General features: G+C 64.3%; 21 protein-coding genes and 2 pseudogenes. 6 read left to right on the forward strand and 17 right to left on the reverse strand.

The annotated features are described in order from the left end of the window. The 4 genes and pseudogenes from ABW22_RS04680 to ABW22_RS04695 all read left to right on the forward strand — a co-directional run. Window positions 1–276: pseudogene (locus ABW22_RS04680) on the forward strand (hypothetical protein); the annotation flags it as partial. Between the two features lie 59 nt (window positions 277–335). Next, window positions 336–689 carry a hypothetical protein gene (locus tag ABW22_RS04685; RefSeq protein ID WP_202813914.1) on the forward strand — a complete coding sequence of 118 codons (354 nt, stop codon included), beginning with the start codon at window positions 336–338 and terminating at the stop codon, window positions 687–689. Between the two features lie 14 nt (window positions 690–703). Beyond that, entirely contained in the window at window positions 704–1,390 is a 687-nt protein-coding gene (locus ABW22_RS04690) for a C39 family peptidase (protein WP_059752465.1), read from the forward strand. A 17-nt stretch (window positions 1,391–1,407) separates the two neighbouring features. Further along, a complete protein-coding gene (locus ABW22_RS04695; protein ID WP_157648548.1) occupies window positions 1,408–2,097 on the forward strand; it encodes a hypothetical protein in 690 nt (229 codons plus the stop codon). A gap of 81 nt (window positions 2,098–2,178) precedes the next feature. Here ABW22_RS04695 and ABW22_RS04700 read toward each other — a convergent pair whose 3' ends face one another. From ABW22_RS04700 to ABW22_RS04730, 7 genes and pseudogenes are all read right to left on the reverse strand, one after another. Next, entirely contained in the window at window positions 2,179–3,498 is a 1,320-nt protein-coding gene (locus tag ABW22_RS04700; protein ID WP_082708521.1) for a transporter, read from the reverse strand. Window positions 3,499–3,653: 155 nt separating this feature from the next. Next, entirely contained in the window at window positions 3,654–5,099 is a 1,446-nt protein-coding gene (locus tag ABW22_RS04705; RefSeq protein WP_088178749.1) for a sigma-54 dependent transcriptional regulator, read from the reverse strand. A gap of 266 nt (window positions 5,100–5,365) precedes the next feature. Next, window positions 5,366–6,160 (reverse strand): undecaprenyl-diphosphate phosphatase, encoded by a 795-nt coding sequence (locus ABW22_RS04710; protein ID WP_059752474.1) that lies wholly within the window; start codon window positions 6,158–6,160, stop codon window positions 5,366–5,368. A gap of 175 nt (window positions 6,161–6,335) precedes the next feature. Beyond that, window positions 6,336–6,536, reverse strand: a pseudogene (locus ABW22_RS18410) (proton-conducting transporter membrane subunit); the annotation flags it as partial. Window positions 6,537–6,653: 117 nt separating this feature from the next. Then, window positions 6,654–7,010 (reverse strand): proton-conducting transporter membrane subunit, encoded by a 357-nt coding sequence (locus ABW22_RS17820; protein WP_269083895.1) that lies wholly within the window; start codon window positions 7,008–7,010, stop codon window positions 6,654–6,656. Between the two features lie 297 nt (window positions 7,011–7,307). Beyond that, window positions 7,308–7,550: a hypothetical protein gene (locus tag ABW22_RS04725; RefSeq protein ID WP_059752482.1), complete on the reverse strand. Its 243-nt coding sequence runs from the start codon at window positions 7,548–7,550 to the stop codon at window positions 7,308–7,310. A gap of 72 nt (window positions 7,551–7,622) precedes the next feature. Continuing rightward, window positions 7,623–8,711 carry a thioredoxin family protein gene (locus tag ABW22_RS04730; RefSeq protein WP_059752822.1) on the reverse strand — a complete coding sequence of 363 codons (1,089 nt, stop codon included), beginning with the start codon at window positions 8,709–8,711 and terminating at the stop codon, window positions 7,623–7,625. Window positions 8,712–8,970: 259 nt separating this feature from the next. Between ABW22_RS04730 and ABW22_RS04735 the strand changes: the two genes are divergently transcribed. Beyond that, complete coding sequence (locus ABW22_RS04735; protein ID WP_059752485.1) at window positions 8,971–9,888, forward strand: mechanosensitive ion channel family protein; 918 nt, start codon at window positions 8,971–8,973, stop codon at window positions 9,886–9,888. A gap of 5 nt (window positions 9,889–9,893) precedes the next feature. Here the strand turns inward: ABW22_RS04735 and ABW22_RS04740 are convergent, their stop codons facing one another. From ABW22_RS04740 to ABW22_RS04780, 9 genes are all read right to left on the reverse strand, one after another. Next, window positions 9,894–10,181 carry a hypothetical protein gene (locus tag ABW22_RS04740; protein ID WP_059752489.1) on the reverse strand — a complete coding sequence of 96 codons (288 nt, stop codon included), beginning with the start codon at window positions 10,179–10,181 and terminating at the stop codon, window positions 9,894–9,896. Between the two features lie 11 nt (window positions 10,182–10,192). Further along, window positions 10,193–11,089: a universal stress protein gene (locus ABW22_RS04745; RefSeq protein ID WP_059752491.1), complete on the reverse strand. Its 897-nt coding sequence runs from the start codon at window positions 11,087–11,089 to the stop codon at window positions 10,193–10,195. Then, entirely contained in the window at window positions 11,086–11,646 is a 561-nt protein-coding gene (locus ABW22_RS04750) for an NAD-binding protein (protein ID WP_157648549.1), read from the reverse strand. The genes ABW22_RS04745 and ABW22_RS04750 overlap by 4 nt, the downstream gene beginning before the upstream one ends. Before the next feature lie 153 nt (window positions 11,647–11,799). Then, window positions 11,800–12,975: a cation:proton antiporter gene (locus tag ABW22_RS04755; protein WP_082708527.1), complete on the reverse strand. Its 1,176-nt coding sequence runs from the start codon at window positions 12,973–12,975 to the stop codon at window positions 11,800–11,802. A gap of 134 nt (window positions 12,976–13,109) precedes the next feature. After that, window positions 13,110–14,846 (reverse strand): potassium/proton antiporter, encoded by a 1,737-nt coding sequence (locus ABW22_RS04760; protein ID WP_059752496.1) that lies wholly within the window; start codon window positions 14,844–14,846, stop codon window positions 13,110–13,112. A gap of 261 nt (window positions 14,847–15,107) precedes the next feature. Next, window positions 15,108–15,383: a type II toxin-antitoxin system RelE/ParE family toxin gene (locus ABW22_RS04765; RefSeq protein ID WP_059752499.1), complete on the reverse strand. Its 276-nt coding sequence runs from the start codon at window positions 15,381–15,383 to the stop codon at window positions 15,108–15,110. Between the two features lie 2 nt (window positions 15,384–15,385). Continuing rightward, the gene (locus tag ABW22_RS04770) at window positions 15,386–15,613 is read right to left on the reverse strand and encodes a ParD-like family protein (protein ID WP_059752501.1); all 228 of its coding nucleotides are present in this window, start codon (window positions 15,611–15,613) and stop codon (window positions 15,386–15,388) included. A gap of 154 nt (window positions 15,614–15,767) precedes the next feature. Further along, window positions 15,768–18,479 carry a cation-transporting P-type ATPase gene (locus tag ABW22_RS04775; protein WP_059752504.1) on the reverse strand — a complete coding sequence of 904 codons (2,712 nt, stop codon included), beginning with the start codon at window positions 18,477–18,479 and terminating at the stop codon, window positions 15,768–15,770. Window positions 18,480–18,513: 34 nt separating this feature from the next. Continuing rightward, window positions 18,514–19,011, reverse strand: a complete 498-nt coding sequence (locus ABW22_RS04780) for a hypothetical protein (RefSeq protein ID WP_059752506.1) — start codon at window positions 19,009–19,011, stop codon at window positions 18,514–18,516. Window positions 19,012–19,162: 151 nt separating this feature from the next. On the opposite strand from ABW22_RS04780, the gene ABW22_RS04785 reads away from it, so the two are divergent. Further along, window positions 19,163–19,714, forward strand: coding sequence for a DUF2062 domain-containing protein (locus tag ABW22_RS04785; RefSeq protein ID WP_059752510.1), 552 nt, complete (start codon window positions 19,163–19,165; stop codon window positions 19,712–19,714). A gap of 27 nt (window positions 19,715–19,741) precedes the next feature. On the opposite strand, the gene ABW22_RS04790 is transcribed toward ABW22_RS04785, so the two are convergent. Beyond that, window positions 19,742–20,215 (reverse strand): MarR family winged helix-turn-helix transcriptional regulator, encoded by a 474-nt coding sequence (locus ABW22_RS04790; protein WP_059752513.1) that lies wholly within the window; start codon window positions 20,213–20,215, stop codon window positions 19,742–19,744. Window positions 20,216–20,238: the final 23 nt, after the last annotated feature.

The raw sequence follows: 20,238 nt of genomic DNA on the forward strand, positions 1-20,238 counted from the left end.
GGCGGTGCTGCAACTGCCAGCGGCGATGGCGGCGATGGCGGGCTGGGCGGCAGCGCCAGCAGCAGCGCCATGGCATCTGCCACGACGGGTAATGGTGGCGTGGGCGGCAACGGCGGCGACTCGCTTGGCGGCAACGCCGGCACCTTCGATGCTTCCAACTCCATCGATGGCAGCCTGTCGAATGGCGCGGGGATCATCACCGTCAGCCAGAACAGCGGGATGAATTCCCTGACTCAACAGGGCATCACCGTGCAGGCCAACCTGACGGTTCAGTAAGAACCGTGGCTGTACCCCCGGAGCCTGTGCTCCGGGGGGTTACCAGCGGAGAATGAATCATGAAGCGTCAAAACCTGTTTTTCATGGTCTTGTTATTGATGAGTGGTGCGCCGGTATGGGCCGGTCAAGGCGCGGATCTGTCTGTTTCTGATCAGGATATATCGATGTTCGGCTTGGCTGCCGTGGCGGATGATCAACTGGATCAGTTGCGCGGACGGCTAACAGTTTTCAACAGCAACGAGGTGGACGGCCAGTTGTACAACAACGAAGCTGTATCCAACGTTACTGGCAGCAATTTCGTGACTGACGGCTCTTTTGCGGGCATGTCGGGTTTTTCGACGGTCATCCAGAATTCGGGCAACAACGTCCTGATTCAGAGCGCCACCGTTCTGAATCTGCAATTCCAGCAGTAAAAAGGGGGCCACCGATGAACATCGCGGGCAGCCTGCTCCTGATCATCCTGTCAGCCACCTTGCTCACGGCCAGGGCCGGGGAGGTGATGATCCCCGACATGGGGGGCGGCTTGTTGAACGTGAAAGTCGCCAGCCTGAAAGAGCGCCGTTTTACCACCACCATCCGCCAGCAGCTCGACTACAGCTGCGGCTCGGCCGCACTGGCCACCCTGTTGACCTACCAGTACAACCATCCCGTCGACGAAGAAACCGTTTTCAAGGCCATGTGGGAAAAAGGCGACCAGGCCAAGATCAGCCGTGAAGGGTTTTCACTGCTCGACATCAAGCATTACCTGGAAGACATTGGTTATTCGGCGGACGGCTACATGGCGCCCCTGGAGAAACTCGCATCGGTGGGGGTTCCCGCCATCGTGTTGATCCGCGATAACGGCTACAACCATTTCGTCGTCGTCCGGGGAATCCAGGACGGCAAGATGGCGGTCGCCGACCCGTCCATGGGCGCGCGCGTCATTCCCCTCGCGCAATTCGAGAAGATGCGGATCAACCGCATTCTTTTCGTCATCAACGGCCGCAAGGAACAAGTCGCTTTCAACCGTGCTGCGGATTGGAAAATCCGTGAAAAAGCACCCATAGGCGCCGTCCTCGGTACGGATAGCCTGGCCAGTGCAATCCTGCTGCGCCGTTCGCCGAGTGATTACTAGGCGTCTGGAGAAAAATCATGGCTATTGCTACAAAACTACAGACCGCGTGTGCGGGTGCGTTGCTGGCCCTGACGCCGATGCAGGGCGTGTTGGGTGCCGGCCTGGAATCGGGCGATTTCGAGGGCTACCCCGTTGTCAGCAATCAGGAACTGGCGGCGTTGCGCGGCGGCTTCGAACTGAATATCGGCGGGCAGTTGCTTTCCCTGGCATTCAGCCTGGAGCAAGTCAGTTATCTGAACGGGCAATTGTTGACCAGCACCCGCATCGTGGTGCCGGACATCGCTGCTGCGATCCTGTCGCCGCAGACGATCTCGGTCACGACGGATGTTGCCGCGCCCGCCTCTGGCGAGACGGGCGGCAATCCGGCCAACCCGCCGCCGCAGATTGCCAGCGTCAGCGTGCCGGGCCAGGATGTGGGCAGTTATGTCACGCTGATCCAGAATGGCGCCGGCAACAGCGTGGCCTTTCCTGCCCAGGTGAGCCAGCAGGTCAACCAGCAGATGAACCAGGCACTCCAGGCCGCGCAGGCGCAGATTCTGCAGGCCTACAACCATGTCACGGTCATTCAGAACAGCCTGGACAACCAGGTCATCCAGAACATGACCACGCTCAATATCACCTTGTCCAACGCGGCACTGGCGCAGGCCGCCGCGTTGAATGCCGGTCTGGCGCAGGTATTGAATATGCCGATTGTGCTGCCTCACTGATGGTGGCCGGGGCGGGCGAGAAAAAAACGGCGCGATGCAGCACTTGAGCCCGCCCCTTGGGCAGGCTCAAGCAGCGTGGACTCAGAACGTGTAAGGCAGCCGCAGGGTGAACTGGGTGTCGGGCGAATCATTCGTCAGGCCGGCCCCGATCGACAGGCTGAGTGACGCCCGCTTGTTCAGACGATACGAATAGCCCAGCAGCAAACTCGCGGTCTGCAGGTTGGTGGTGCCTTCGGTCACGGTGCCCTCCGTCTTGGTCTTGCCGATCCAGATATGCTCGTAACCGATGCTGAACGAACTGCGCTCGTTGAGCGCCAGGCCCATGCCGAAGTTGATTCCGATCGCGTCGCCGGGGTCGACCTCGCCGACAAAGCTGCTTTGAACCCCTTTAAGCGACTTGTTGACGTCGCGCTTGATGTTCCACTGGTAGTTGATGCCGCCGAAGAATACCGCGGGGTCGGTGGGGTAGATCATGCTCAGGCTGGGTTGCAGCGAGTAGAAGCCCGAGCCGGTGGGTAGCGAGGTCTGCAAGGTCGGCAGACCCGGGGCGGCTGCAAGGTAGTCGACCTCAAACGGATCCTCGCCGGTGCGGGTCTTGAGGCGCAGGCCGCCGACGAAATAGGGATTGCCGGGCTTCGGCAGGTTGATTTGATAGCGGCCGGCCAGTTCGATATCACCCAGGCCGGAGCCCTCGGCGTTGAATACCCTGGACGCACTTGAGGGTTCCAGATTGATCGGACGGCTGACGGTGTCGTCATTGCGGTAGACATACGGGATCCGCCCCTCGACTTCCAGCCGGTTGGTCAGGCCGTAGCGCGCGGTCAGGCCGGCCACGACGGTGGTGCGCTGCACCGATCGCACGTCGATCAGGCCGATGACCAGGGCGGGGATGATGGTGTAGCCGACGATGGAAACCCGGTCCGAGGAGGAATACGAATACTGCAGCGAAGGTTCCAGGGTGAAGCGGCCGCGCGGCGAGAGCACGCCGGGCGCCTCGAACAGGGGCGCGATTTCCGGGGGGCGGGTGTCCTCCGACGGGGCGGGGGCCTGGCCGACAGGTTGGTCGGTGGGGCGCGCGTCAACCTGGCTGACACGGGTTGGTGACGGTGCCACGTTTACCGCCTGGGCAGGCTTGGCCGGCGCGGTCCCCAGTTGACTTTGCATGGCTTCCAGCTGTTTTTGCATGGCGCCCAGCTGTCGGTGCGATTCGTCTATCTGACGCTGTTGTTGCGCCAGCTTGAGGTCTTGCGCCGCGACCTGCTGGCGCAACTGGGCCAAATCTGGCTGGGGCGCGGCGGCAGCCAGGCGCGGCTGTTGCACTGTTTGAGCATGGGCCGCTTGCGCACCCAACATCACCACCAGACTGGCGCGTACCCAGGTTCTCTTTTTTGTCATCTTCATCCCCCCTATCGAATGGACGCGACGCTTTGGGCCGGTCAGGCCTTATGGCCAGCATTCAACGAAGCGTGTGATCAATAAAAACAACGCTTGTACTCATTTCAATCTGTTTAGTTGATTTTTTGAAACTTGCACCTTGATCGGCGAACGTGGCGCATTCAGTGTGCGTCGGGATGGCTGGGTTGGGTCAGCTGGGTTTGTTTATCCACAGCGGCCTTCGCGGCCGGCGTTGCTGGCGACGACAACCGTTCCGGGGTGGTCTTGCCCTTGTAGGGGCCGGACAGCGCGTAGCGCTCCAGCAGGCGATACAAGGTGGCACGTGAGACGCCCAGTTCCCTTGCCGCTTCGGAGACGTTGTGCTGGCAGCGGCGCAATGCCGCGCGAATGGCGTCGATCTCGGCCTTGGCGCGCGCGTCATCGAGGGTCGGCCGTCCCGCGTCCGATGCCCGCCGCTCCATCCCCAGATCCTCCGGGGTCAGATAGGGATGCTCGGCCATGATCACGCCCTGGCGGATGCGGTTCATCAATTCCCGCACATTGCCGGGCCAGGCATATTGGTTCATCGCACGCAGGGCTTGTCGGCTGAAGCCTTTGACCTTGCCGCCGTTATCCCCTGATAACTGGCCCAGCAGGGCCTGCGCCAGAAGTTCCACATCCCCCTGCCGGTCGCGCAGGGGCGGTATCTGGAGGTTGATGACGTTGAGGCGGTAATACAGGTCTTCCCTGAAATGGCCTTTGGCCACCGCTTCCTGAAGCTTGATATGGGTTGCGGCGATCACCCGGATATCCAACTGGATGGGCTGGCTCGACCCCAGCCGCTCGATCACCTTGTCCTGCAGCACGCGCAAAAGATTGGCTTGCAGGTCGAGGGGCAGGTCGGCAATTTCGTCGAGAAACAGGGTGCCGCCCTGGGCGGCTTCCATGCGCCCGATCTTGCGCTGGTACGCACCGGTGAACGCGCCTTTTTCGTGGCCGAACAGCTCGCTCTGAATGAGGTGGGTTGGCAGGGCGCCGCAGTTGACCGCCACAAAGGCATTCCTGCTGCGGGCGGACATGTTGTGGATGGCGTGGGCGGCCAGTTCCTTGCCGGTGCCGCTTTCACCGCCGATCAGCACGGGCGCATCGACCTTGCTGGCCTTGCGCAACGCCTGGGAGAAGGTCTGCATCGCCGGGCTGTTTCCTACTATGCCATGGTGTTCCAGGCTGTCGGTCCGGGCTGGCGGGTGCTTGAGCAGCTGACCCTTGCCCCAGGCGTGCCCCAGGGAAATGGCGAGTCGTTCCTGGTCGACCGGCAGGGTATGGAAATCATAGACGCCCGCCAGAAAATTGCGGTGTTGCGATGTGGGGTTCCAAAACGGATGATCCATCAGCGCAATCCACTGCAGGGACTGCTGTCGTCCCACCAGATCAAACAGCTTGTAGTTGCCGACGCGCTGCAATTGCAGCAGTCCTGCATGAAAGTCCTGCTGTTCGACGAGAGCGGCCAAATCATCCGCATTGGCTGCCCGGTGCAGTTTCCAGCCCCTTGCCTGCAAATAGCCAAGAAGCTTTGTGTGCAGCACATCATCCATCAGCGCCACGACGTCCCGATCTACCGAAGCCATTCGGTGTTTCCTTTCAGAATGACAAAGCACGCGAGTGGTTTTTTTTGTATCGGCTTCGACGCACGCTGCCCGAGGGGGGCCCCATTTGTATGGGCCTGCGGTGCGAAATCCTATGAACTGCCAACGGTCGTTTTTACTTCAGAACTGAGTCTAGGACATTGAAACGGGAATATGGCGGCTGCCTGGTGGAAGCGGTCACGCCAGCATCATGGCGTGCATCGCTGCAGCGTATTCTGTTGCCCGCTTTGGGTCGCTGACGCCGAACCCTACCAGAACAAAACAAACAGCACCGTGCCCAGCAGCAGGCGGTAGATGACGTAGGGCAGCATGCCGGTGCGCGCCAGCAGGCGGATGAAGAAGTGGATGCCCAGGTAGGCGCTGACGGCGGCAATGGCGGCACCGAGCAGGAGCACGCCCCAGTCGACCGACGCGCTGTCTTCCAGCAGGTCGCGGGTGACCAGCACGCCGGAGGCGAACAGGGTGGGAATCGACAACAGGAAGGAGAAGCGCGCGGCGGCCTCGCGGTTGAGACCGAGCAGCAGCGCGGCCGTGATGGTGATGCCGGCGCGCGAGGTGCCGGGTATCAGGGCGAGTACCTGCGCCAGCCCCACCAGCAGCGCATCGCGCCAGCTCACCGAATACTCGTCGCGGTTTCTGCGGCCGCTGGCGTCGGCCCACCACAGCAGCAGGCCGAAGGTGATCGTTGTGGTGGCGATGACCAGCGGGCCGCGCAGGGGGCCTTCCACCAGATCCTTGAACAGCAGGCCGGCGACTACCACCGGCAAGGTGGCCAGCACCACCGCCCAGGCGAGTTTGGCATCCGGCGTCCAGCGGCCGGCCAGTGAGCCCGCGCCGGCGACGGCCATGTGCGCCAGCTGGACGCGGAAATACAGGATGACGGCCAGCAGGGTGCCGCCATGCACCGCCACGTCGAACGCCAGCCCCTGATCCTCCCAGCCGGTCAGCGCCGGCACCAGTATGAGGTGGGCGGAACTGGAAATGGGCAGGAATTCGGTGACGCCCTGTACCAGGGCGAGAATCAGGGTCTGGAAGAAATCCATGGCACGCTTCGATGGTTTGGGTGCGCCGGATTATAAGCCGATGTTCGAAAGGGGCCGCCGGGATGGCGACGCGCCTCGAGCCGCTCCGCCCACGGCGCCGGCAAGTCCGCCCTGCCAGCGCGAGCGCGGGCAGGGCGAGGCCGAGCATCACCCGGCGCGAAGCACCGCATCGCTCGGCCACCCCCACGCCGAGGAACAGGGCGCCCTTGGCCAGCGCATGGTGCAGGGCGTAGAGCACGACCACCGGCAGCAGCAGCGGCCACAGCGCGGGCGCCAGCAGGCCGGCGCCCACGGCCAGGGTCATGAAGCCCATCTGGCTGATGCTGGAATAGGCCAGCAGCGTCTTCGGCCGGGTCTGGGCAAGCCCCGCTGCCACGCCAAAAAAGCGGCGAACAGGCCGATCCCCAGCATCGCCGCGCCGAGGTCCGGCATGGCGGCCGCGCCCAGCGGCAGAAAGCGCAGCCAGCCGAGCAGACCCGCCTTGATCATGGCGTCAGACAGAACCGCGCTGGCCGGCGTGGGCGCCACCGGGTGGGCCGAGCGGCAGCCACATGTGCAACAGCGGCCCCCCGGCCTTGACGCCGCAGCCGAGAAACAGCAGGCCATAGGCCAGTGCCGCCGTGTCGGATGCGGGCGCTAGCAGCATTTCCGGCAGGAAATGGGTCTGCGCCGCGCCGGCCAACAGCAGCAGACCGGCGAGGAGCAGCGTCTCACCCAGTACCCCCATGACGATATAGACCGTGCCGCCCGGCGCGCCTCGGCGTCGCCCGCGTGCACCATCAGGCCATAGCTGGCGAACGTCATGACGGCGAAGGCGAGATAGAAGCTGGCCGCGTCCTGCGCCAGGCATATCCCCAGATTGCCGGTCAGGGTGATCAGGAAGAAAGCAGTGAACACATGGCGGCGCACGTCGCCCGCCAGATAGCCCCGGGCATAGACGCCGGCCGTCAGCCACAACAGGGCGGTGAAAAGCAGGAACCTTGCCTATCCGGTTTTCATTGCCAACAGTTCAAAGTTCCCGTTCGTGAGAGCTTGTCGAACGATGAACGGTGCTCCAGACCGCCCATCGACAAGCTCAGGGCGAGCGGCAGAAGTATTTTGGCCATTACTTCCAAATACATCCAGTCGCGGCATGTGACTTTGGCAATCAACCGGATAGGCAAGGCAGGAACAGGCGGCCGGTGGCATCCAGGCCGAGGCGGCTGTCCAGCAGCAGCCAGGGCAGTTCCAGCGTGTACGTGGCCGGCGCAATGATCGCCAGCGCCAGCGCGGGCAAGGCCGCCCACGGCGCCAGCCGCAGGCCGGGCGCGCGGCTGGCCGGAATCCCCAGCAGGCCGGCCGCCAGCAGCGGCGTCGCCAGGGCCAGGGCCAGGATTGTCAGGGTGTCCACTTCAGGTGCGCCCGTGCAGCGACCGGTTGGACCCGGTGCAGCTTGAACGCCGCGGCATCACGGCGGCATTGTTTATTGTGCGGGGGTGGCGATTGGTTCGTCGGCGTAGCGCCAGATGTTCACGTCCAGCCCGGCTTCGCGGATGTGCTCGGTCTTGGCGGCGAGGAAGCGCTGGAAGCTGGGCTCCTTGAGGTATTCGCCCGACGCGAGGTAGTCGAACATGCCCAGGGTATGGAACACGCGGAAGGACGATTCCCAGCGGATGGCTTCCTTGCCCGTGCGGTCGAACAGGACAATGCCGGGCGCGTAGTTGACGCCGAGCTGACGGACCCAGTCGCGCACCGCCATGCGTTTGCCTTCCGGCGTCGTGATCAGGTCGCGCGACCACATGTCGAGCTGCACGTTGTCGAACCCGGCGATGGCTTCGCGGGTTTCCGGGTCGGCCAGCACGCGGCGATGCAGCACTTCGCAGTCGGGGCAGTCCTTCTGCTCGAAGAACACGGCGAGCGGCCTGGCCGCTTTGCCGCGGCGCCGCAGGTCAGTCACATTTTTCAGGAAGAAGTCCTGCTTGATCATCTCGCCCGAGGCCTGTTTGGGCACCTCGCGCGCGGCGACGAAATCGCGGAAGGCGATCTTGTTTTCCTGGCGTCCGCCGACCCAGTCGAGCGCGGCCTGCAGGCGTGCCGGCGGCACATAGCCATTGAGCCGCAGGACGGTTTTTCCGGTTTCGTCGAAGAACATCAGACTGGGGGTGAACTGGATTTTGAGCGCGGCGCTGTAGGTCTTTTCCGTGTAGGGCTTGCCGTCCAGCCCGACGACCTCGCGGTCGCCCCAGATGTTGACCGCGATGACGTCGAACTTTTCCCTCATCGTGGCCTCGATCTCGCGCTGCGACAGGTTGCGCTCCACCAGCGCCGAGCAATACGGGCAGCCGTCCTGGGTGAACATCAGGATGACGCGCTTGCCGTTTTTGCGCGCCTCATCGATGTCTTCCTTCACGTGCAGGAAACTGTCCTTGAACCAGGCGGGATATTCGGTGGCCTTGCCGCCATAGTAGGTGCCCATCTGGACGGCCGCAGCCGGTTCCGCGGCGAGCAGGGCGTGCACGGAAAATGTTGCAAGCAAGGCCAGCAAAAAAGCAGGTAGATAGTGAGTCGTCATGGTGGTCTCCATTCGTTGTCATCTATATTGCATGCCCATCCTAGCAGTTGATTTGGCAGGGCGCATCGATGGGATTAGACTTGCACGCTAATAACAGGCTGGCATTTCAGGCCTTACCCCGTGTGATGCCGTCGCTGTTTCCCATCAAACAGCCGGACCGCGCCCCGCCGCAGTCGTTTTCTGCCGTGCAGACCCTCGCAAGATGCGCATCGCGCATCGCTATTGCCTGCGTACCCAACACTCTCAAAGGAGATCGTGAATGGAAATACTGGCCACCTTGAAACAGGCCCTGGGCGACTGGATGTGGCTGCTGGAAAGCGCGCTCCATGTCGTGATCATTCTGGCGCTGACCTGGGTCCTGCTCCGGCTGTCGCGCAAGGGGCTGGCGCGGCTGCGGACACACATGCAGCAGGATCTCGGCGATCGCGAACGGATCAAGCGGCTGGATACGCTGGAACGCGTATTCCGCTATGTCGCCGCGGTGATCATCACGCTGGTCGGCGGCATGCTGATGCTCTCTGCGGTCGGCATTTCCATCGCGCCGATCCTGGCCACCGCCGGGGTGCTCGGCATCGCCATCGGCTTCGGCGCGCAGAGCCTGGTCAAGGACTACTTCAACGGCTTCTTCCTGTTGCTGGAAAACCAGGTGCGCCAGGGCGACGTGGTGGAGGTCGCCGGCAAGGGGGGGCTGGTCGAGGAAATGACGCTGCGCTACATCCGCCTGCGCGACTACGAAGGCAGCGTGCATTACATTCCCAACGGCACCATCGACAACGTCACCAACCGCAGTCGCGGCTTTGCCTTCGCGCTGCTCGACATCGGCGTGGCCTACCGCGAGAACGTCGACGAGGTTTATGCAGTGATGCGCGAGGTGGCCGCCGGGATGCGCACCGACCCCGAACTGGGCGAGAAAATCGTGGAGGACCTCGAAATTGCCGGAGTCGACAATTGGGCGGATTCGGCAGTGGTCATCCGCTGCCGCTTCAAGGTCATGCCGCTCGAACAGTGGACGGTCCGGCGCGCATTTCTGTATCGCCTGAAGAAGGCCTTCGACGCCGCCGGCATCGAGATTCCCTATCCGCACCTCACGCTGTACGCCGGCCAGGACAAGGACGGCAGCGCGCCACCGCTGCGGCTGCTGCAGCAGGCCGCTGTGCCCGCGCAGGACGCGCCATAAGCCGCCTACTCGCCTGCCAGCAGCGCGATCACCGCCGCCAGCAACACCAGCGTGAATAGGACAGCAAGCGCGTATTGCACGTCGGCATTCAGCAACCAGGCCGCCAGCGTGTCGGACAGGGGCCGCAGTAAACGCGCCAAGGCCTTGGTGAAGGGCGCGCCGGCCCTGGCCAGCAGGCCGAACAGGAAGTCGAACACCAGCCAGGTCACCCACAGCGGCGCAACGGTGAAAAAACCGATCAGCAGGTATCGGAACAGGTGCGGGTTACGGCGGGTCAGGGCTTCGTTGGGCATGGCGGAAAGGCTCAGGCAGGATGGCCGGCGACGAGCACGTCGCTGCTGGAATAGGCCAGAATATGTTTGGTGACGCTGCCGAGCAGCAGTTCTTCCAGCATCGATTGGCCGTGCTTGCCCATGACGATGAGGTCGGCGTCGAGCGACTGTTCGTGTTCGAGGATGCGCAGGGTCGGCGCGCCGTGCACGACCAGGCGCGTCAGCTGTCCCGATGGAATGGATAACAGGTCGACGAATTGCGCCATTGCGTCGAGCGCTTCCTCGCGGGCGCGGACGCGATACGCATGGATTTTCTCCTCGTCAATGCTGGCGAAGCGCAGGGTGCCTTCGATATCGACCTCGAACGCGTGCAGCAGGATGATCTCGGCGTCGGGCAGCCAGCGGTGCGCGGTCTGCGCTGCCGCCACGGCATGGACCGAGAAGTCGACCGGCACCAGCACGCGCCGATAGGCGCCTTGCGGGCGCTGCTTGACCGCGAGCATGGGGCGGCGGGTCCTGCGCAGCACGCGTTCGGTGGTCGAACCGAGCAGGAACTCGCGAACGAAATGCGCGCCGCGCGCGCCCATCACCAGCAAGTTCGACTGCAGTTCATCAGCGAGATCGTTGATGGCATCCAGCGCCGACCCCTGGCTCAGCCGGGTGTTGACCGGGCAGGCGTACTGCGTGCTGAGGCGGGCCGCCAGTTCCGTCAGTGCCTGTTCCGTCTCGTCAGCCAGACGGGTTTCCATCGCCGGCGCCTCGTCGCGCATCACCCCGCGCAGCCGTGCCAGCATCGAGGTGCTGATCACATGGGTCAGCGTGAGCTGCGCGCCCGGATGGGCGGCGGCAAGTTGCGCCGCGCGTTCCAGCGCATGGCGCGCCGGGGCGGAAAAATCGGTGGCGGCGAGCAGGGATAGGGATGAACTCACGATGAGGCCTCCTTGTTTTGGGTCAGTTCGGACGTGGCAATGCATGCGGCGAGATCGAGCGCGGCAAAGTCGGCGGCCTGGTTGAACGGCAGGATGATCTCGACCCGGCCGAGGGTGCGCAGGCTTGCGGCGTCGGCCTCGTCGCGTGCCACGATGGCAATCTGCCCGCTGTGGTGATGTTCTGACAGGGCATTGAGCAGGGCGTGGTTGGATGCCCGGTCGGGCAGGGTGCTGACCACCCAGGGTACGTCCTTGAGCGGCATGGTTTCGATGTAATCCGGCGCCTCGCCGTCACCGAAGCGGGCATCCAGCCCGAGGCGCTGCTGCGCTCTCACCACCTCGGGATCGAAGTCCACGCCCAGCACATGGATGTCCTGTTGACGCAGCGAATGCGCCAGGCGGCTGCCATAGCGACCGAGGCCGAAGATAGCCACGTCGGGGCGTACGCCGTCGCCGTGCGTGTGTTCGACCGCCAGTTCGAGGAAGGGGTGGCGGCGCTCGAACAGGCCCATCCAGGGCGCCAGCCAGGCATACAAATGGTGCGAGTACAAAATCATCCTAGAAACCGCAGTTGGACGCGCCCGATGGTGCGTAGCGGTGTCACCCAAAAGGTGAACGCGAACATATTGCGCGAGGACGCCACATCCCATATTGCGCGAGGACGCCACATCCCATATTGCGCGAGGACGCCACATCCGAAGGCGGAAAACTCAGTATTCACGCGGCTTCCATTGAGGTGATGAGCGGTCAACTGCGGTTTTTAGGATCATATAGGACGACAGCGCGATGGTGATGAGGCCGACCAGGGTGGTCAGCCCCAGCGTGTTGGGTCCGATGTGGCCGAGGCTGATGCCCATGGCGACGAAGATGATGGAGAACTCGGAGACCTGCGCCACCGTCAGCCCGGCGAGAAAGCCGGTGCGCTTGCGGTAACCCATGTAGCCCATGATCGCCATCACGATCAGTGGGTTGCCAATCAGCACGAACAGCGACAGCACGATGGAGGAACTGATCTCGTCGCCGAGGGTGGAAAAATCAAGCTTGGCGCCGAGGTCGATGAAGAAGAACAGCAGCAGGAAATCGCGGATGCTGGTGAGGCGCGCGCTGATCGCTTCGCGATATGCGGTGGAGGCGAGCGAGAAGCCGGCGATGAAGGCGCCGGCCTCCTTGCTGAAGCCGGCGAATTCGCCGAGTGCTGCCAGCGCGGTGCCCCAGGCGATGGCGAAGATCAGCAGCAGTTCCTGCGAGCGCGCCAGGGTGTCGACGATGCGCGGTAGCACATAGCGCATCAGGATGAACAGCAGCAGCGCGGCGCCGCCCAGGCGCGCCAGCAGGGTCAGTGCCAGGGTCATGCCGCTGACCCCTTCCTCGCCCATGCCGCCGAGCCCGCTCATCACCATCATCGCGACCACCACGGCGAGGTCCTGCACGACGAGGAAACCGACCGCGATACGACCATGCAGCGAGTCGAGTTCGCGCTTGTCCGACAGTAGCTTGACGATGATGATGGTGCTGGAGAAGGTCAGCGCCACCGCCACGTACAGCGCTTCCAGCCAGCCCTTGCCGAGTGCGAGGATGATGAAGAAGCCGAACACGATGGTGAAGCTGAGCTGCCCCAGCCCGGTGGCGAGCGCGACCGGGCCGATATGGCGGATGTGGCGCAGGTCGAGCTTCAGCCCCGCCACGAACAGCAGCACGGTGATGCCGATCTGCGCCAGCAGATCGATCTGGTCGTGCGCCGAAACAAGAGAAAACCCCGCTGGCCCGAGCAATATGCCCACCACGATGTAGGCGATCAGAATCGGCTGGCGCAGCCGCACCGTGATCGCCCCCAGCACGGTGGTGATGACCAGGAGCAGGGCAAATTCGTCAAAAGGCTGCGCCATCGTTTTGTGCGTGATTCATCAATTCGATCGTGATAGATGACTGCTCAACCAAAACCATGATGGACGGCTTTATAGCCATGGACAAGGCCGGGTGCGCATTCGGCCTCAATGCCCGGCTGGCTAATGTTGCGATATCAGGGCGCGTCCACCAGATGGGTGGGAATTCTCAGACCGACCTGCCTGATGCGGCCGTCGATGATCGCGCGCACCACGAATTCCAGTTTGCCCAGCCGGACGCGGTCGCCGACCACGGGTATGCCGGGCAGCTTCCTGGTGATAAACGCCTCCAGGGTCATGTCTGACATTTCCGGCGGCAAGGGCAGGCCGTACTGCGCCGCGACACTCGCCATGCCTGAGTCGCCGCGCAACACGAAATCGCCGTAGAACTGACGCTTTTCAAGATAAGTGGGCGCACGGGGCGCGGCCAGCAGATCGCCCAGCGCCGCGTTGTCCGCTTCGTGCGCCAGGACGTAGAGCGTATCCCCGGCCGCCAGTTCGCCGGCTGACTCAGGCATTAGCGCCAGGCCATTTCGCAACACGGTCATCAGGCGCGCCTCGCCGGGTAGGCGCAGCGCGCTGGCGGCGCGGCCGATGAACGGCCCGTCCGCCGTCAGCCGGTAGCCAAAAAAGGCATGGCCGCCGGCCGGGGCCGACGCCAGATCGAAGCGTTCGGTCGGCGTTGGCGCCGGCGGAACCTGCAGCCGCAGGCGACGGGCCAGGGCGGGGATCGTCCAGCCCTGCACGGTCAGCGAGATCAGCACCACGAAGAAGGCGACATCGAGGATCAGTGCAGCCTCCGGCACCCCGGCCAGCAGCGGGAACAGCGCAAGGATGAGGGGCACCGCGCCGCGCAGTCCGACCCAGGCGATGAACGCCTGCTCGCGCCACGGAAAATGGAAGGGCAGCAGGCACAGCGCCACCGCCAGCGGCCGCGCGACGAACATCAGCACCAGCGCGATCGCCAGGGCGGCGGGCGCATGTTCGAGCAGGCTGCTGGGGGTGGCGAGCAGGCCCAGCATCAGGAACATGCCGATCTGCGCCAGCCAGGCCAGACCGTTGTGCACCTGCAGGATGTTGGACGATTCGCGCGGGGCGCCATTGCCCACCACCACGCCGATCAGGTAGACGGCCAGGAAGCCGCTGCCGCCCAATACCGTGGTGAGGCTGTAGAGCGCGAGGCCGCCGGCGAGAACCAGCATGGGATACATGCCGCGCTCCAGCGGCAGGCGGTTGGTCAGCCACACCAGCAGCCGCCCACCGCCGAGGCCGGCGACCAGGCCCATGCCCATTTGCTGGGCGAACAGGCCCAGGGTCTCCCAGCCAGGCGTGCGCTGCCCGGAGAGAATCAGCTCGATGAGGACGATGGTGAGAAGCACCGCCATCGGGTCGTTGCTGCCGGATTCGATTTCCAGTGTGGCCGACACCCGCTGTTTCAGGGCTAGCCCCTTGGCGCGCAACAGGGCGAACACTGCTGCTGCGTCGGTGGAACCCACCACGGCGCCGACCAGCATGCCTTCGAGCAGGCCGAAATCGAGTATCCAGGCGGCGAACAGGCCGGTGACGATGCAGGTGATCAGTACGCCGACCGTGGCCAGCACGGTTGCCGGGCGCAGGCCGGCGCGAAAGCTGTCGGAGCGGGTGTTGAGGCCGCCGTCGAGCAGGATGATGGCGAGCGCCACGCTGCCCACGGTGTAGGCGATGCCGCTGTCGTTGAACAGGATGCCGCCCGGGCCGTCTTCCCCGGCCAGCATGCCGACCGCCAGGAACACCAGCAGCAGCGGCATGCCGATGCGATACGAGAGCGCGCTGGCGAGGATGGCCAGCAACAGCAGAACCGCGCCGGCGAGGACGAGTTGATTGATGAGGTCCATGGCGTTATCGATTCGGCACGATGAAGTTTGAATGGGTGGTTGGGATCGATGCGCCACATTCCGATTCAGGAGCGAGGCGTGTCGAATCAATAAGCATTAAAAACAGCGCGCTATTGAGACGGCTCAACAGGCTGGACGAGGCAGGATAGCGTGAAGTGCCCTGCGTGGATTAAAACATGATCCGGCCGTCTCAATAGTGGAATCCGGGGGAAACCTCAGGGTCGGACACGATATTCCCTGAGGATTCTGAGCGGCACCTCGCTAGCGCTTCAATTCGCGGTAAAAGTTTTCGTGCGAACCGAGCAGGAGCAGGAGTCGGGTTGCCGGGTCGTATTCATAGGCCAGCAGCGCAAGCTGGCCGACGCACTTGAATTTGTAAACGAAGACGCCGGTGAGGTCGCCTTTCTTGGCTTCGCCTATTTCGGGCGTACCGACAATGGCTTGCACGGCATCATCGACATCGGCTTTCTGGTTCGGGTGCAGGCGCTTGTAGGCGCGGTGGAAGGCGGCACTCTGGAGAACCTGGATTTCAGGCATCTTCAGTCGCGCCGGCCTTCGGGCACGAAGGGCGTCGCCAGGGTAGGGCCTTCGGCGCGGGCGATCAGTAGCTCGCGCACGAAATCGACCGGTAGATCGGGATTGTCGAGCGAGGCCTTGCCGATCATGGCCCAGAATTCAATCTGGCCGGCGATGGTGCGCCGCTCGGCATGGGCCTGGGCACGGGCCATTTCATACAGGGTGTCGTCGATGCGGACGGGCATGCTCATGATTCACCTCGAAGCGGATTGCTACAAAAGTAGCAACGACTATAGCCGAAAAATTGCCGTCCAGCCAGCACTGACGCGGCTTACCCTGGACGCGGCCTTTCGCAAGCCCCGCGCTGGAAGCGGCAAAGCGGGGAGGATGCGTGATCGAAGCTATTCATGGGCTTTTACGTGAGGGCGTGTGATTGCGGCGGATCAGCGTTTTCTCGATCTCCACCACGCCGTAGACGACGATGCCGAACGCGAGGATGCGTCCCCAGGTGGCGGCGTCGAGCGGGGCGGTGGCGAACAGCGCCTGCATCAAGGGCAGGAAGGTGAACAGACCCTGCAGCACGACGAGAATGCCGATGGCGATCAGCACCGCCCGATTGCCGACCAGTCCCGACCAGCCGACGACCGGCGCGGTGAGGCGGCGGCAGTTGAAGAGGTAGAAGATCTCGCCCATCACCAGGGCATTGATCGCCGCGGTGCGCGCAGTGTCGAGCGGCATGCCGCGCTCCAGTTCCCACAGGAACAGGCCGAGCGATCCGCCCACCAGGAACACCGTGACGAACACGATGCGCCACAGCATGAAGCGCGTCAGCAGCGGTTCGCGCGGGTTGCGCGGCGGCTGGCGCATGGCCTCGGGCTCGGGGTGCTCGAAGGCCAGCGCGAGCGCCAGCGTCACCGCCGTCACCATGTTGACCCACAGAATCTGCACCGGGGTGATCGGCAGGGTGATGCCGAGCAGGATCGCGATCAGCACCATGCCGGCCTGCGCCGCATTGGTCGGCAGGATGAACACGATGGCCTTTTTCAGGTTGCCATAGACGGTGCGGCCTTCCTCGACGGCGTGCGCGATCGAGGCGAAGTTGTCGTCGGCCAGCACCATTTCCGCCGCTTCCTTGGCCGCCTCGGTGCCTTTTTTCCCCATCGCCACGCCGATGTCGGCGCGCCGCAGTGCGGGCGCGTCGTTGACGCCGTCGCCGGTCATCGCGGTGACTTCGCCCAGGCTTTGCAGGGCTTCGACCAGGCGCAACTTGTGTTCGGGACTGGCGCGCGCGAACACGTCGACCTCGTTGACCACCTCGCGCAGGCGCGCGTCGTCGAAGGTCTCGATCTCGGCACCGGTCATCGCGGTGACCGATTCGTCGAGGCCGAGCTGTTTGCCGATGGCCAGCGCGGTGGCGGCGTGGTCGCCGGTGATCATCTTGACCCGGATGCCGGCGGCGCGGCAGGTGGCGACCGCGCGGATCGCTTCCTCGCGCGGCGGGTCGGCCAGCCCCAGCACCGCCAGCAGGGTGAAGCCACCGTTCACGATGTCGTCAAAGTTCAGCGTCGTCGCGCTGTCGCTGCGCCGCACTGCCAGCGCCAGCAGCCGCATCCCCTGGGTGGCGGCCGCTTCCATGCGGGCGTGCCAGTGGTCGGGGTCGAATGCGCTGTCGCCGTCCGCGCCGCGTTGCGTGGCGCACAGCGCCAGCACCCGCTCCGGTGCGCCCTTGAGATAGAGGTAGCCATGCCCGGCGTGGTCGTGGTTGAGCGTCGCCATGAAGCGGTGTTCTGACTCGAACGGAATAACGTCGGTGCGCGGCAGCGCCTCGCGGGTCTGGCGCAGGTCCAGCCCGGCCTTGAGCGCCAGGGTCAGTAGCGCGCCTTCGGTGGGGTCTCCGGTCAGTTGCCAGCCGCCGTCGGTTTCGCGCAGGTCGGCGTCGTTGCAGAGCAGGGCGGCGTGCGCCAGTTCACGCAGCAGGGGCTGCGATTCGGGGTCGACCTGCTCGCCGGCGCGGCTGAATCCGCCCTCGGGGGCATAGCCGCTGCCCGACACGTCGAAGCTGGCGTCGGCGTCGATGACGGTCTGCACGGTCATTTCGTTGCGCGTCAGGGTGCCGGTCTTGTCCGAGCAGATGACGCTGACCGCGCCCAGCGTTTCCACCGCGGGCAGGCGGCGGATGATGGCGTGGCGGTGCGCCATGCGGGTGACGCCGATGGCGAGCGTGATGGTCATGATCGCCGGCAGGCCCTCGGGGATCGCCGCCACCGCGAGACCCACCGCGGCGAGGAACATGTCGCTCGCCGGGTAATCGCGCACCCACACGCCGAAGCCGAATAGCAGCGCCGACAGCAGCAGGATCACCGCAGCCAGCCACTGGCCGAAGCGCGCCATCAGCTTCAGCAGCGGGGTGGTGAGCTTCTCGACCGTCGCCAGCAGGGTGCTGATGCGACCCAGTTCGGTTTCGGTGCCGATGGCCGTCACCACGCCGGTGCCCTGGCCGTAGGTGACCAGCGTGCCCGACCACGCCATGCTGGTGCGGTCGCCGAGCGCGGCCTCTTCGGCCACCGGGTCGATCTGCTTGTCGACCGCGAGCGACTCGCCGGTCAGCGCGGCTTCCATCACCCGCAGGCTCTTGATGTCGATCAGCCGCAGGTCGGCAGGCACGCGGTCGCCCGAGGCCAAGTGCACGATGTCGCCCGGCACCAGGTCCTCGGCGGGGATTTCGTGGCGTTCGCCGGCGCGGGTGACGATGGCGTGCGGCGACAGCATGTCGCGGATCGCGTCGAGCGCCTGCTCGGCGCGGCCTTCCTGGATGAAGCCGATCACCGCGTTGATGATGACCACGCCGAAGATCACGCCGGAATCGAGCCAGTGACCGAGCAGTGCGATGATGACGCCGGCTGCCAGCAGCACGTAGATCAGCACATTGTGGAACTGCAGCAGCAAACGCTGCCAGGCGGGCTGAGAGCGTGGCGGCGGCAGACGGTTGGCGCCGAATTGCGCACGCCGCTGCTCGATGGCATCCACACTCAGGCCTTCGCGCGGTGCGTCCAGTCGGGTCAGGGTGTCGCTGGCAGACAGGCTGTGCCAGCGCGGCGGATGTTCGTCGGTTTGCAAGCGATGTCTCCGGTTCGGTCAGCGTACAGCTTGGTCATGTTGAAACGTATCTCGCAAGTGTGAAATTCGTGTCAACGCGCCCTACAATTCTGGCACACATTAAAAACACGGATGCGCAATGTCGGGATTTACTGTCGCGGGTGGACTCGCAGGCGGCATCGGATTGTTCCTGCTGGGCATGTGGCTGATGACCGATGGACTCAAGCTCGCTGCCGGTCCGGCGCTCGAACGCATTCTCGCGCGCCCCACCGGCACGCGCCTGCCCGAGGTACTGCGCGCGGCGCGTTATTACGACGCGGTGGTCGAACTGTCTGCCGAACTGGTGGCGATGCCTTATCCGAAAACCCTCGGCACGCCGCAACTGCGTGATCGGATCATGGCGTTCATGCAACAGGCGAGCGCCTTGCTGAACGTGGACACTGTCGAGGAAGAGGTCGAGCCGGACGCGCGCCAGGCCGACATGCAGCGACACTATCGCGCGCTCAAGGCGGCGGTGCTGGCCGAAGGCGCATGCGGCGATTTCGATATCCACGACATGGAACTGTGCCTGCGCCGTCTGAGTCGGATGCGCAGACTGGCCGAGCAGGCGCTGAAGGCGGCCATGACGTTGCGGTCGTTAAACCTTTCTGTCAATCAGACCGTCATACCTGACGAATCTCACCCCCACACTGCTGCCTGCCCCGATGCTACCCAAGCGTTTCCGCCGTTTTCTCCCCGACCCGCACACACTGCGCGAACACCGCGCGCTGCGCTGGATGGGGCCGCTGCTGCAAGACCGCCGCCTGTGGCATGTCAACCGGCGCGGGATCGCCCTGGGTCTCGCCATCGGCGTGTTCTTCGGCCTGCTGATGCCGGTGGCGCAAATCGTCTTCGCCGCTGGGGCAGCGCTGCTGCTGCGCGCCAACATTTCGGCCGCGGTCGGCAGCACCCTGATCACCAACCCCATCACCTTCGCGCCGGTGTATTACGCGGCCTATCACCTGGGCGCCTGGATGCTGGGTCACGCCAACGTGCCGCTGGCCGAGATCGACCTCGACCGGGTCGCGGCCAGAACCGAGACCGGACTGGCGCTGTGGATGGATCGCCTGTACACGGTGGGCGCGCCGCTGGCACTGGGCTTGCTGACGCTGGCGGTGGTCCTGTCGGTGCTGATTTATTTTGCCGTGCACTGGACCTGGCGGCTGCGCATCATGCGCGCCTGGCAGCGTCGCCGCGCGCGCCGCCACCCGCGTTGAGTGTAGGTGCGGTCGCGACGCGGTCCCTCAGGCTTCCGACAGGGGTTTTTGCGCGTCCAGGGTGTTGACGGCGCCCATGTGCGCGATCAATACCGCCAGATCCTGATTCAGGCGCGCCAGCGTGTCGTCGGGCAACTGGCCGAGTGCGTGCGTCAGGATTCCGGTCAGCGGCTGCGGGGCCTTTTCGAGCGCCTGCTCCCCCGCGTCAGTGAGATACAGCTGGACCACGCGCTGGTCGACGTGGTTGCGCTCACGCCGGACCAGCCCCGACTTCTCGATCTTGTCGAGCAGATTGCTGGCGGTGGAGGCGTGGATCGACAGCGCCTGCGCCAGTTCGGACACTTTCATGCCCGGGGTCTGGTGCAGTGCGGCCATCGCCCATATCTGCGCGCCGCTGACGCCGCAGGCTTTTTCAACCGTCTGAAAATGCTGCCGCACCGCGCCAAAAATCACGCGAAACTGGCGCAGGGTCTCCCTGGCTGAATTGGCGTTTGAACTCAAGGTGCGATCTCCGGATTCAGTAA

This window comes from Thiobacillus denitrificans, assembly GCF_001530125.1.
Lineage (GTDB): Bacteria > Pseudomonadota > Gammaproteobacteria > Burkholderiales > Thiobacillaceae > Thiobacillus > Thiobacillus denitrificans_C.

Coding starts and splice junctions, on each gene's coding strand:
- ABW22_RS04685 (WP_202813914.1), top strand. CDS start 336: ATGAAGCGTCAAAACCTGTTTTTCATGGTCTTGTTATTGATGAGTGGT.
- ABW22_RS04690 (WP_059752465.1), top strand. CDS start 704: ATGAACATCGCGGGCAGCCTGCTCCTGATCATCCTGTCAGCCACCTTG.
- ABW22_RS04695 (WP_157648548.1), top strand. CDS start 1,408: ATGGCTATTGCTACAAAACTACAGACCGCGTGTGCGGGTGCGTTGCTG.
- ABW22_RS04700 (WP_082708521.1), bottom strand. CDS start 3,498: ATGAAGATGACAAAAAAGAGAACCTGGGTACGCGCCAGTCTGGTGGTG.
- ABW22_RS04705 (WP_088178749.1), bottom strand. CDS start 5,099: ATGGCTTCGGTAGATCGGGACGTCGTGGCGCTGATGGATGATGTGCTG.
- ABW22_RS04710 (WP_059752474.1), bottom strand. CDS start 6,160: ATGGATTTCTTCCAGACCCTGATTCTCGCCCTGGTACAGGGCGTCACC.
- ABW22_RS17820 (WP_269083895.1), bottom strand. CDS start 7,010: ATGCCTGGCGCAGGACGCGGCCAGCTTCTATCTCGCCTTCGCCGTCAT.
- ABW22_RS04730 (WP_059752822.1), bottom strand. CDS start 8,711: ATGACGACTCACTATCTACCTGCTTTTTTGCTGGCCTTGCTTGCAACA.
- ABW22_RS04735 (WP_059752485.1), top strand. CDS start 8,971: ATGGAAATACTGGCCACCTTGAAACAGGCCCTGGGCGACTGGATGTGG.
- ABW22_RS04740 (WP_059752489.1), bottom strand. CDS start 10,181: ATGCCCAACGAAGCCCTGACCCGCCGTAACCCGCACCTGTTCCGATAC.
- ABW22_RS04750 (WP_157648549.1), bottom strand. CDS start 11,646: ATGATTTTGTACTCGCACCATTTGTATGCCTGGCTGGCGCCCTGGATG.
- ABW22_RS04755 (WP_082708527.1), bottom strand. CDS start 12,975: ATGGCGCAGCCTTTTGACGAATTTGCCCTGCTCCTGGTCATCACCACC.
- ABW22_RS04760 (WP_059752496.1), bottom strand. CDS start 14,846: ATGGACCTCATCAATCAACTCGTCCTCGCCGGCGCGGTTCTGCTGTTG.
- ABW22_RS04765 (WP_059752499.1), bottom strand. CDS start 15,383: ATGCCTGAAATCCAGGTTCTCCAGAGTGCCGCCTTCCACCGCGCCTAC.
- ABW22_RS04770 (WP_059752501.1), bottom strand. CDS start 15,613: ATGAGCATGCCCGTCCGCATCGACGACACCCTGTATGAAATGGCCCGT.
- ABW22_RS04785 (WP_059752510.1), top strand. CDS start 19,163: ATGCTACCCAAGCGTTTCCGCCGTTTTCTCCCCGACCCGCACACACTG.